The 12,539-nt window shown below is 36.9% G+C and carries 13 protein-coding genes; 1 reads left to right on the forward strand and 12 read right to left on the reverse strand.

Annotated features, from left to right (window positions below; genetic code table 11):
- The first annotated feature begins 18 nt into the window (after positions 1-18).
- A complete protein-coding gene (locus tag FBQ94_RS00335; RefSeq protein WP_007221676.1) occupies positions 19-975 on the forward strand; it encodes a bifunctional riboflavin kinase/FAD synthetase in 957 nt (318 codons plus the stop codon).
- 96 nt (positions 976-1,071) lie between these two features.
- Here the strand turns inward: FBQ94_RS00335 and FBQ94_RS00340 are convergent, their stop codons facing one another.
- The 12 genes from FBQ94_RS00340 to tatC form a co-directional block, all read right to left on the reverse strand.
- Positions 1,072-1,605, reverse strand: coding sequence for an STAS-like domain-containing protein (locus tag FBQ94_RS00340; RefSeq protein ID WP_285441915.1), 534 nt, complete (start codon positions 1,603-1,605; stop codon positions 1,072-1,074).
- 34 nt (positions 1,606-1,639) lie between these two features.
- Positions 1,640-1,936: a hypothetical protein gene (locus tag FBQ94_RS00345; RefSeq protein ID WP_007221674.1), complete on the reverse strand. Its 297-nt coding sequence runs from the start codon at positions 1,934-1,936 to the stop codon at positions 1,640-1,642.
- 5 nt (positions 1,937-1,941) lie between these two features.
- Positions 1,942-3,006 (reverse strand): DNA adenine methylase, encoded by a 1,065-nt coding sequence (locus tag FBQ94_RS00350; RefSeq protein WP_007221673.1) that lies wholly within the window; start codon positions 3,004-3,006, stop codon positions 1,942-1,944.
- Between the two features lie 801 nt (positions 3,007-3,807).
- The gene (locus FBQ94_RS00355; protein ID WP_007221672.1) at positions 3,808-4,101 is read right to left on the reverse strand and encodes a hypothetical protein; all 294 of its coding nucleotides are present in this window, start codon (positions 4,099-4,101) and stop codon (positions 3,808-3,810) included.
- A gap of 75 nt (positions 4,102-4,176) precedes the next feature.
- A complete protein-coding gene (locus FBQ94_RS00360) occupies positions 4,177-5,076 on the reverse strand; it encodes a GIY-YIG nuclease family protein (RefSeq protein ID WP_007221671.1) in 900 nt (299 codons plus the stop codon).
- Positions 5,077-5,091: 15 nt separating this feature from the next.
- Complete coding sequence (locus tag FBQ94_RS00365) at positions 5,092-6,456, reverse strand: hypothetical protein (protein ID WP_007221670.1); 1,365 nt, start codon at positions 6,454-6,456, stop codon at positions 5,092-5,094.
- 8 nt (positions 6,457-6,464) lie between these two features.
- Positions 6,465-6,689 (reverse strand): hypothetical protein, encoded by a 225-nt coding sequence (locus FBQ94_RS00370; RefSeq protein ID WP_007221669.1) that lies wholly within the window; start codon positions 6,687-6,689, stop codon positions 6,465-6,467.
- Between the two features lie 10 nt (positions 6,690-6,699).
- A complete protein-coding gene (locus tag FBQ94_RS00375; RefSeq protein WP_007221668.1) occupies positions 6,700-7,203 on the reverse strand; it encodes a hypothetical protein in 504 nt (167 codons plus the stop codon).
- Positions 7,200-8,129 carry a BsuBI/PstI family type II restriction endonuclease gene (locus tag FBQ94_RS00380; RefSeq protein ID WP_007221667.1) on the reverse strand — a complete coding sequence of 310 codons (930 nt, stop codon included), beginning with the start codon at positions 8,127-8,129 and terminating at the stop codon, positions 7,200-7,202. The genes FBQ94_RS00375 and FBQ94_RS00380 overlap by 4 nt, the downstream gene beginning before the upstream one ends.
- Complete coding sequence (locus FBQ94_RS00385) at positions 8,110-10,002, reverse strand: Eco57I restriction-modification methylase domain-containing protein (protein ID WP_040543682.1); 1,893 nt, start codon at positions 10,000-10,002, stop codon at positions 8,110-8,112. Before FBQ94_RS00385 ends, FBQ94_RS00380 begins: the two co-directional genes overlap by 20 nt.
- 128 nt (positions 10,003-10,130) lie before the next feature.
- Complete coding sequence (locus FBQ94_RS00390; RefSeq protein WP_007221665.1) at positions 10,131-10,973, reverse strand: ATP-binding protein; 843 nt, start codon at positions 10,971-10,973, stop codon at positions 10,131-10,133.
- A 139-nt stretch (positions 10,974-11,112) separates the two neighbouring features.
- Positions 11,113-12,459 carry a twin-arginine translocase subunit TatC gene (gene tatC / locus FBQ94_RS00395; RefSeq protein WP_007221664.1) on the reverse strand — a complete coding sequence of 449 codons (1,347 nt, stop codon included), beginning with the start codon at positions 12,457-12,459 and terminating at the stop codon, positions 11,113-11,115.
- Between the last annotated feature and the right edge of the window lie 80 nt (positions 12,460-12,539).

Consider the following 12,539-nt stretch of genomic DNA (forward strand, 5'->3'; position numbering starts at 1 on the left):
TGTTGAGTAAAACAAACCTTGGAAAAGATCTATGGGATAAAGGAATTAACCAGAAAAATTCACAATCCTGTGGTAACCCTTGGGATGTTCGATGGTGTACACCGGGGACATCAAAAAATTATTGAGAGCGTAAGGCATTACGCTTCGGGGAAAAAGGGTGAATCGGTAATAATCACCTTTGATCGTCATCCGAAAAGTCTTCTGGAGAACAGGCATCCTTCCTTTATCACCTCTTTAGAACATCGATTGGTATTATTTGAGCGTCTGGGGGTCGATTATATTATAATACTTAATTTCTCCCCAAAACTTGCACAAATGACTGCTGAGGATTTTATCCATGAGATATTAGTCGGCTGGCTTGGTGTAAAATGCATTGTTCTGGGATTCAATTGCCGTTTTGGGAAAGACCGTGAGGGAGATATAACATTGGTCCGTACCTTGGCAGATACCTATAACTTTGAAGTGTATGAGTGCCCACCGGTAATATACAAAGATCAAATAATTAGTAGTACGGCTATCCGCCAGGCAATTTTAGAAGGAGCGTTAGAGAAGGCGGAAGGTATGCTCGGCAGACCTGTTTCTATTCTGGGCACCGTAGTAAAGAAATCTGGTAGAGGAAGGATATTGGGCTATCCTACGGCCAATTTGAATCTACATCATGAAGTAAGACCACCGAGGGGCGTTTACGGAACAAAAGTCCACTACACTGGACAAGATTATCCGGCATTGACCAATATAGGCTTACGACCAACATTTGCAAAAGGATCCTTTCCTGATGAGGGTGAAACACTGGAGATTGAAGTCCACATCCTTGGTTTCCAGGGTTCACTCTACGGGCAGGATCTTGAGGTACAATTCCTCTTTAAAATAAGGGATGAAATGCCATTTGAAACCGTGGAAGAACTCAAGGCACAGATTGAAAAAGACAAGGAGACGCTTCTCCGGAAGGCATTCCCTAAAAAAACGGAGATGTAGGACGAGGCTTTAGCCTTGCCTCCACGCCTGCATGCATGGCCAGGGATAACAACCCCAAAAGGTTACCCTACAGAATTGAGATTCCTAAACATTAGGTTAAATCTCTTCATATACCCATACCCTTCCATTCGCCACTACCTCATCAACTCTTTTTACCAGCCTTTTCTTATAAAGATTTAACAACCTTGTACCACTGGTATTAGCCTCAAGCTTCTTAATCTCTGAGAGATCCTTTGCTGTTATTCTGCCTTTTTTCAAGATAACATCTAACGTATCTTGAAGATAGTTATGTAATTTTCCCATAAGAATCTTCCCTTTATCCTCCATCTTCGCAATTACGGCAAGGTCTTTTCTATCAAGGGCAACCTCTATATTCTCTTTTTGATTCTCATTTAAACCAACAAGTACAATATATTTATCTCCATATTCACCACTTAAAAGCCTTGATATGAGCTTTGCCACGATCTCATCGGCGCATGAGTAATCAATTACCCCTATCCTTGAAAAATCAAGGGCAATAATAGCTCCATCCTCCTCTTTTACAATGTCCCTCTCAACACGTTCCCTTATTACCTGGCCCGATGGTCTTGTCACAAGATCGTTTGAACCATTTTTTAATTCTTCTTTCAAAAATGTATACAAATTATATAAATGCATTTTAGGATCAATTGTTTTCAATCGTTTCCCATTTACCTTCTTTGGCTAAATCTGCGCAGAACTGTGAGCGCGTTATAGCATTATTTTCAAGACCCTGCACGATACAATAGGCAAGTAACTCTTTTACATCAACATTTACTTTTACGGGCTCAAACCCGCTTTTCTTTATACTTGAAAAGGCTTTTCTAAAAGACTTGAGCCACCCATCGTACGTAGCATCAAGCTTATCCCTATCAGTTGCCGTTTGTAGTAGTAACTGATATTGCTCTTTTTGATAGTAATCAATGCAAATAATAGCTGCCATGCTCTTTACTCCCCTATGAAAAGAATTTCCTCTATCTCATTTTTACTTAAAACGTACTTATAATTCTTCCTCTGTATCTCATGTACCGTTCTCTTATACTTACTGAGTATCTCTGCAAGTTTTTCTACAGAAGGAATCCCATCGGAACGATAGGAAACAACGATAATACTATCCCGAAATTTTTGAAACAATTGGTCAAATGCAGCATGGATCTTATTTTTATCAGCCCAAACTGATGGTTTTATTTTTAACCTCTTATGCTTTGACCTGTAATCGATCATATCAGGCCAAGTCTCGTAATTTACAAGGCCTTCAAGAAAATGATAAAACCCAAGATAATCGATACCAACACCCTTCTTTGAAATATAAGGCGTATCAATGTATACAAGGTCGAAATCCTCTTTCACATCAAAGACATCAAGGTTTAATGCTCGATTCTTTTGTCCATGAGAAAAGACAGCGTTGTTTGCCTCCTTAACAAATCTTCTAAAATGAGCCTCAAAAGGTGTATCCCAGGTTGCCTTATTTCCAAAATTCCGCTTAATATCAGCAAATCTCAAGTAAAGATTCTTTCTATGAAAGAGATTAAACGGTCTTTTGGCAATACAGGCCTGAAATAAAGCAAAATATGCCAGGGCTTGTTTATAGGTATCATTGAGTAATCTGATATTTATCACGACCATATCTATCCAGCTATTTTCTTCATCTGTGTAATAGATATCCTTGAAGGTTTCCGCTATAAAACCGGGATAGATTATTCCCGCGTGTCTCGTAAAAAGAAAATCTATATCTTTTCTGGAAAGAGTAACACTATCATTTTCTATCAACGCCATCCCGACATAATAATTGAATTTCAATATATCATTATAGGTAACGATTTTCCCCTTCTGCTTAAGCATATAAGCCACGCTGCCCGTTCCGCCAAAGGCGTCCAAAGCCGTTTGAAATTCCAAATCCTTTATCCCTTCCCATATCCAATCGGCAATCTTAAGCTTACTGCCCTGGAATCGCGTTGAAGGGAATTTTGAGTCCTCAATAAAAGCCAGTTTTTCATTAAAAGTCTTTGTCATATGAATAAAAACACCGGACGAGATTTACTATAGTTATAGTAATGTTAAAACAAAATGTCGCTTTATTTTCGAGATCATAATAGTACAAATAGTACAAAAATGCCCTATAATTCAGAAGTGATAACAGATAAAATGAAGATGATCTCTATTTCAAGCCCGAAGGGCTGTCATGATTATAGATAATGAATAACCGCAAAATCAATAACCTTGAAGGGGTGAAATAATTATCAGAAGACAACGGCAAATTCCCAGGCAATGGCAGGTATACACGGGTTTTCTATGCCACCCCTTCGGGGTTCAAATCCTTTCTTCTGCTTTTTTGCTATAATCATACCATCCCTTCGGGATTATGAGACAAAAATATCTTGATTATATGTAACTATTCAGGTAGTTTGAGCAAAAAACACTATATATGGCAAAAAACCCTTGAATTTCACTTTCTGTCTATAATAGCGGTACAACTTATATCTAATTTATGTGATTTTGACCGTTCTATGCCATAGATGGTAGGCCACAAAATCATGCTGAATAGTTACGATTATATAGGAATTTCCATTTTATGTAAGCGGTTTTCTGGGTGGCACGGACAAACTCCGTTTGTCCGTGCTTGTTTCAATACCCACGTGGGTAGGGAATATAACACACTGACAAACAAAATTTGTCAGCGCCACCCTTGACTAAACAATAACTTGATACTCTATCACTCCGTCTCTTTTGGGATGAGGAAAAACTGATCTGTACTTTCTGGGAAATTTTACTCTACTCTGTGACATTTTGTTTTGAGATTACTATATCTTCTCGTTATAATTGAAGGAGTTTATCTACAAGTTGCTCGATACCTGTAATTTCTTCCCATCCGTGATTTTTGACTGCAACCTCGCCATTCCAATAGTAATAAACATTTCTGTTTATTTCAGACATATTTCCTTTGCCATAGCAATTAAAAAGATATTTGTGAATTTTCTTTTCTAAGGTTTCTTCATCCTTTGCATAAAAGGCCTTTTCAAATACTTGTCCATATTCACCGCAGATGAATTCGAAGGTTGCAAGATATAATTTTTTATCATTGAGGGTTATTACACTTTCTTCACTCATAGTATTTACTCCAGTTCTTATAAATGGTTTTATAAGATTATTTAATTGCATGTTTTGCTTATTTTACTAACTTTGCTAATCGAAATTGTGTATATCTATCATGTTAGTTGTGTAGGATAGGTTGATAGTATCTTCTTTGAAATTTACATAAACATCTATGGTATTTTGCTTATATTTTGAAAGGTCGGTTATAACCTTTTGAACTTCCTTAAGAGGAATAAGTAATACACCACCTCTTGGAACTAAAAGGTAACCATTTCCTGCTTGTAAAGAATCCTTAAATCTATCACGGAAAGTAATTTGCCAATATTTTGGATTATCTTTAGGTTTAGGACTCCCAGGTCTAATGTATGTTTTTTCACCGTTTAAAATGGCTTCGTCTGCCCTCCACTTATCAAGTTTATAGCCTTTCTTTTCCAATATTGTCTTCAATTCATCTCTATGAACTTCCTCCTGTCCTGGCTTTTCAAGGAGTTTAACAATCAAATTCTTTTTCATAAGGAGAAAATCAAACTCATCCTTCAGTGCCTGAAATAAGGATCTTTGCTGTGGATTATGTTTCTGTGGTTCTCCTTGTGCAACAACTGCATATCGGTTTGCTTTGAATAATGAAATTAAATATAATTCCAATGATTTTCTTATGACGGAATCATTAAAATCAGACTGCAATGCCGATCTACCATCATTGATAATGACAGCCCTATCCCAATATTTAATTTTATTTTCAGGAGAATTTAAGTGAGTTTTAAGCCTGCTACAAACATCTTTTGCTTCTCCAATATCTACCTTCCTGGATGTAGCATCAAATAGGATGTAGATACCTGGATATTCAAGATTTCCCCATTCTTTCTTTAGTGTTCCCAATGCTTGCATTGTTTTCGGAATATCCCAAGAACGTAAATGGCCTGTAGTTCTCGCCCTAATTATTCCATCACCATTTTTTATATCCTGATGATATCCAAATTTATCTTCCATTATCTTGTATTCCTTTTAGTTTCTTTTTAGAGTAATTATTGTTTCTCTCAGTCTATAATTTCTTACCTGGCCGGACCGGCGATCTCGTGCCTTTTCTATTTTCTCAATGGTAAGTCCAAGCTCCGTCCCGATTTTAGCTAACAACAAATCTGTAGGCACATAAACATCGGCAATTAAGCTATCACCAACAACAAGAATAAAACGACTATTTGATTTAAGAGATTTTGTAACTACACTTATGACCTTGTACATATCATCAAAGTATTTATGTACGATATGAGGCATATCGCTTCGGCGATAATTACCTCTCCTTTTTATATTTTTCTCGATATTTGCTTTTATTTCTTCTATCCAACCATTTGAATATTTAGCGTTTGACTGAGCAAATGTCTTGATTAATCCTTTGGAAACGTTGTCACAAACAACAAGACTATCCTTTACTTTTTTGGCATCCTTTGTCCCTTGTGTAAAACCAAGCCATGCCATTTCAATCTTATAATTCATAACATAGTCAAGTCCATTCATATACGGTGGTGAGGTAATGACAAGATCAAAAAAGTGCTCATGCCTGTATTTCATCGCATTGACAAGTAAGACATTACTTTCTATAAAGATATTCTTTTTATATCTCGTTTGAAGAATTTCAAGGTCTTTGCAAATATCTTTAATCTTATGCTCCATGAGTATCCATGGAGCGTTGTCGGCTACTTTTTTGCCTTTCCAGTATCCAAGGCATGGAGTTCTTTTAAGATTACTGCAATCGATCAAAATTGAAGAAAATGCAAGCAGGATAAGGTTTTTGACCTTCATTTGTTCTTTGATTTTTGTAGGAATAGCATCAATTCCGCCCTTGAGAAATTCTAAGTTACTTAGCACTCCTGGATTGAATTGATTCTTAGATTTAAGAAACTCAGGGGCAGGCGTTTTCAAGTCTTTAGGGACAGATGAAAATATTTTCAGGAGTAATTTAGGTTCAATGTCCCATGAATTAACCTTTACATCTGCAATAAATTGGAGGAGCGGATTTAACTCAGTTCCTGTAGACTTGTAGCCATTTAGTTTGCTTTGGGTGAGGACGGTTCCACAGCCAGCAAAGGGGTCAAGAATAATGGGTGATTTATAATCATCTTTATATTGGTCGAGTATTGATTGTACAAATGCAGCAGAAAACCCCTGGATATAAGGAGCCCACCTGTGAACATGTTCGCCAAAATTCGATGTGAATTGTATCGGCTGTTTTCTTTCAACGATCTCAACACCTAATTCTTTTAGGTAAGGTTTTGAGTCAATATCGCATGAGCCACCAAATTTTGGAGAAGAAAGGACGTTCTTTCTTCTGACATCAATATTATCGTTTATACCTGGCAATCCTAGTTGCATAAACTTTATTAATTGTCCTCTTTCAGAGGTTTTTCAATAGTAACATTGTTTTTTGTATCTTCTGTGTAACTCCTCGATACTGTTCCATAACTTATTGGTTTTGATCTGTTTAATTCTTTTTGAACTGAAACAGTACCATAGCTTTGAGGCTTGTCTTGGCTACTTTGGGTTGAATTTTGCTGTGAATTATTTTCTCCCGATGGTTTTTCTCTAATATTTTCATTATTGCCCATGCATGGTCTCCTAAAAATTTTTCAAAAATATAATTAAAATAACAAATAAAACAGCAGCAAATAAACAAACTGAAACTTCAATTAAAAAAGTGCCTTTTTTAAATGTATCAACCAATTCGTCAACAACTCGAACATTCATTTTTAAAGCATCTTCGTAAGTAGCAATCAGCCTACCTCCAACTTCTTCTGGTTCTTTTTCTAGCTCCGTGTTAAAAATAAGTTTCCCATAATCGATTCTTTGAAAGGTCTTTACACGGATAATATTCAGAAAAAGAAGTATTGATCCTATAATTACAAACATAGCAAAAACTAGTAATGGCGTGGTTAAACATCTGTGCCAATCTTGTTCAAACACTGCTCTCAGAAGAAAAATTATTGCTGTTAGTAAAATACTAGCGACTGTTAACATTATTTGAACTTTTGAAATTATATGCTTGTTTCTATTTTCTTCAGATTCAAATTCCTTCTGAATGACATTCGGAACTATCTTTACTGTTTCAGGATTGTATTTCATTTATCATCAAACTCTTCAAAATGCACAATATTATTTGGTTCATTCTCAATCCATACACTACTTCCCCAAGCAATATCTTCAACAAACCTTCTAAAAACAGCACGGGAAGGAAAGGCGGTAATATAACTGATTTTGTATCCCAATTTACTTGATTCTAGCGTAAATTCCTGTAATTGCTCAAGACGTATATGATTTATCGGACCACTGCTTGTTACTGCTTCAACAATCACAAGATGTTTTTCATGTTCAGAAAGAAGAATAACATCTGGTAATGATTCAGCAGTATCAATGGGAAGATTCAAACGTCTCATTAATACTCGATTTTGATAGCCTTTTCTTGGTGCTGTATCCCCAAGATACACCACTTGTAGCTTACTTAAAAAAGCGTGGCTAAATACTTCAATGATAGCCTTTTCAAGGATGTTGTGTGCACCGGGACTAAGAGAAAAGGTATCTTCACTATTTATTTGTACACAAACAGTATTATACTGAGATACCTTACGTGTGTGTCGTTCTCTTAATTTTGTTGATTTAATTTGTAGCTCAGCAATAAGATTTTGCTGCTTTTCAGGATGTTTCTCAGAAAAAAGACGTTCAAAATTTGGATGGAGTCTATAGTATGTATTTGGGTCATTAGTGCTGAGTTGATGCCTAACCACAAGACCATAATTCAAGAGAGGTGCAAGGGAGGTCTTTCTGTATGCTTCTCGTGTATTTTCTGCAACCTGTTTACCCAATTCATTTCTAGCGAAATTCAAAATATCATGGATTCTGGCTCCTTCGCACAAACTTTTATGATCAGCTAACAATCCCTTTCTTTCAGTTTTATCGGACAATGCCATTATGCATACCGCTGTTTGTTCAGAAACGAACCGATGGGGAAAATTTATTTTCTCAAGAACAGTCTTAATCTCCTGAATTGTCATATTTCCTCTCGTTGAGGTGATTCTTTATAAAGCGAAGCTCATTCATATTTAGACCATAAGCTTTAGCCACTAAAACATTCAATTCTGTAAACAGCTTTTTTCTCTTTGCTTCCTCAACTACCTGAATTTCTTTAGCAATCTCTGCAATTTTATCATCGGATTTGCCTGTTGGTATGGGAAGAAGATTCAACTCTGTAGCCGAAACTTGCGTGTTGCCGTTCATGGTACGGAAAAAGAAGTCAACAACATCTGAATTGAGGATGCCAAGGATAAAATAGAGATCGATTGTATTACTTTCATTTGTAGGCTGAATAATATTCAAATGGTTTTCAACGAAATATCCATCGTGCTCTTTTTTACACAACTCTTCTGGTATGCAAGCTATAATGCGTGACGGTTGCTCATCTGCCGTAACACGCTGAACAAGGATACAAAGGCCTTTAACAATAAGCTGTTTTGTCTTTGAATTGGATTTCAGGAAACAAGGTCTTGCAATACCCATTCTATTAAAAGAAAAACTAAACTTCCCGACATCCGTTGCCCATACTAACGGCAGGGTATCTGGCTCTTTCTGTGTTGATAATAATGGTTTAACCCTGTTCCAAACAATCTGTCCTGTCTTTGCCCGATAATTAATTTGATTTCCAGATAAGAGAGGACTTCCCTTAATTATCTTGCTAAGAATGTTATATACATCCAAAGAATCAGCTACGAACCATACTGTTGTACCATTAAGCTGTTGGACTACTTCATTTCTATCAACAATTACTGCCCTATGCTGATCTCGTATATCCTCCAGAGTTTTCACGAGAGAAATATTAATTTTCTCATCGTTCTGTTTCCCTCGTTTCAGTGAAAGAATCATCGTACCATGAAGGACGCCATCAAAAATATTTTTTCGATCCGAGATATTAACGATTTCCTTTATCGCTGTTTTTTTTTCAATAAACTCCCTGAGATTTTTAAAATAAAGTCCCGAAAGCATTGAACGGGGAACTATGAAACCCAATCTCCCATGTGTCCTTAACATCTCAATACCTGCATGAATAAAGAGGGCATAAGCATTGGGATGCCCGTAAATAGACTCCGTAAAAGTATTCTTTATATTTTGTTCCAGATTTTTTATTTTATAATAAGGCGGATTGCCTACAACAAAATCAAATTGATCCTCTAACGGTATGCTGATTCTGTCGTAGAATAATGGAATACTTTTTCTCCTTGAAGCTAACAAATGCAAGGTGTCAGCACAATGGATAGGCAGGGGTTTTAATTTTGCGATAGTATTCTTGGAGATAAATTCAAGGATGGGAGGCGCAAGGAGCATCGCCAAATTTAATCGGGCAAAGAAACAAGCCTTTGGGTCAATATCTATTCCACAGATAGCCGAAATAATCATTGGATACCATTCAGATATAGGTATGGCAGCTTTTTTGAGGGCGTTCAAGTAAACCCGGCATGCCTCTCCCAAAAAGGCACCTGAACCACAGGCAGGGTCTATAAGCCTCTTTTGTAAAATACTTTTCGATGGAATATATTCAACCGATTTTACTATATATCTCACTATCTCAATTGGTGTTGCATACTGCCCTAATTGTTTTCTTAATTCAAGAGAAACAATGTGGAGATAATCCATTATTGCAAATTCTTTTTTATGATATTCATCCAATATTGTTTCTTCATTGATTTGCCACGTCGGAGGATTGTCAGAATTAGACTCGCTCCCACATAAAAGTACTTTACATACAGTACTTATTTGAGACTTACTAAGTCCAAGACCAAGTTTATCATTTTCATGAAAATAATAAGAGATAATAGCTTTGAGGAATTTTTGTTCCAGAGGAGTATCTATGAGAGGTAAAAAGTGTTGAGTCATTATTTTAGATATAGGAAGCGGTTTTTTCTGACTTCAGAGGAATACAACACTTATTCAATAGATTCAATTGAATTCATTATAAACAAAATAGAACCTAAGTCAAACAAAATATCTTGGAGAAATGAGAATTAAATTTCTGGCAGGAGGATGTTTATCTGGGCGCCAGGAAAATAAGTAAGATGGAATTCTTTCTCTCTTCCCCATGCCCACTCAGGTATTATAGAGAGTTTCGCAGTTCCCGAACGGACGGAGAGTTTACCATCCCATTGATTGACAAAGCGTCTTACGGCAGCCAATCCGTGTCCTCTTCCTTTTTCTGCAAATCTGGATGCACCGCGAAGGAGGGCATTTTCAATAGCATCAAGGTCATTCTTTAAGGTAAACCGTTCAGATAAGGATTTTTTAAATCCCATACCAATATCCATAACGGCAATCTTTACAACATTTTTACCTATGTTCTGGAAAAAATATTTCTGGATACCTACAAACCCCCTGGCCTTGCTATGCTCAATGATATTCTGGCATACCTCTGAAAGTGCAACGATAAAACCATGAATTGCCCTCTCATTATAATGCAGATGCCTGTTGAGGATTGCATGAGCACGCTCTTTGACCTTACGAACAATGAAATGGATATCATCTGACTTTTCTATCGGTGTGATCTCAAGAAGGACATCTGAATACGAATTTCTCAGATATTTCTCCAAGATCTCCGGTCTTGAAGGCCTGAGGTCAAAATAGTTATAAGCAAATCGAAAGAAATCCATCCTTTCAAGATATGTAAGGACTTCTTCTGAATGGGGTAAATATATGACTTTCCGAATATTCCTTGATTTACATAATTCTCCTAATTCCAGAAGGCCAACCATACCGTAAGGATCTATAAAGGTTACATCCTGAAGATTGATTTCTTGTAGCTCATTGAAGGTAGATAGAATACACTCAAAAGTATCTTCTGTTACTTGAACCATTATTTACTTATTATGTTTTTCAAGTTGAGGAAAGAAAACAGTATAATTCTAAATCCGAAGGAGAAACTTTTTGGGAATCAACGTTTTCAAACAGAAGCTCAGGGTAAGTATTTTCTCCTGTTTTCTCTTGATAATCTTATCACTTTTGCTCATCAGATTTCGTTACTATACCCTCTGACCAATTGATAATAGCCCCAATATCCACAGGTTCGCCGCCTATGGACATCTTATGTTGCCGTCCTTCCAATAATTTTTTCTCTTCCCCTTCTATCAATAGAGTAGCCTCGCCATTTACGGCTGTCACAATAGTAACAATATCCTTCGCCTGGATATTTAAAGTACCCTTATTCATCCGTATCCGCCCATTCGGGGTATCAACTTCTAAGGGTATTTCCGATTCCTTCATCGAAATGAGGATTTGACCGGTTTTTAGTTGCATCTTCCAGGAATCAAAAAAATGCGCTTCAGTATTTGTGTCCATCCCTACATTCACCCCCTTTTTTGTAGATAAGACGGTTCTCCCTCCCTTGCCAGTTTTCAGGGTAATACCTTTCTGAAAGGACATATGGCCTGATACCTTCTTCCACCCTCTATCGCCCGGATATAAAATCTGAATATCCCCATACGGATTCGACACATTAATCTCTCCACCCCTATGGGTAAAATAAAAATATACCCCAACCACAGCAATAGCTCCACAACCAACAGCGGTACCCAGGAGAATAAATCCTTTTTTTGTAGGTCTTGCGATAAGGATTCCTAGTTCGTAGAGAATGATCATGGGAACTGCAGTCATAGTCTGTGTAAAAGGATCGGGTGGAGTAACTATAGCAGCAATAATAAATATTACTAAGATGGCATACTTTCTCCATGCAATGAATTTGTCAGGGCTAACAATTCCAATCTTCGACAGGAGTAGCATAACGAGAGGCAATTGAAATACTAATCCTAATGCCACAGTCAGCATGAACACAAATGAAACATACTGCTGCATGGTAATAATTGGTTGTATTCCCGGACCAAGAATACCGATTAAAAATTGCAGACCAAAGGGTATAAGTAAAAAATACCCAAAAACTCCTCCTACCACGAAAGCAAGGTATGAAATAGGAAGGAAGAGGAGTATATATTTTTTCTCTTTTTTATAAAGCCCTGCCCTTACAAATTGCCATATTTGGTAGATGACAAACGGATAAGCGATAAAAACCGATGTTATAAAACACAATTTCATATAGGCATAAAAACCCTCCTGATAGCTGAGCACCTGTAACTCAGATGAAAGGCCTGCCTTTCCCATAGCAAACCTATGGGGCTTTTTGGCTATATCCAAAATCTGCACTTTAAAAAACCAACAGAATACGAAGCAAAGAACAATGGCGATAATGGAATAAACCACCCTGCGTCGCAGCTCTTCAAGGTGTGCGCCTAAAGTCATCCTTATTTTTTCGATTTCATCAATCTCTTCTTCTCTCGTTACCTTTTCCACATCAAACCTCTGTGAATTATAATAAATCGATACACATAAAAATTTCTCTTTCTCGCCTTATGATTTATTTTTCCTTTGAG

Origin of the sequence: Candidatus Jettenia sp. AMX1, assembly GCF_030263775.1 — a bacterium.
GTDB classification, from domain to species: domain Bacteria; phylum Planctomycetota; class Brocadiia; order Brocadiales; family Brocadiaceae; genus Jettenia; species Jettenia caeni.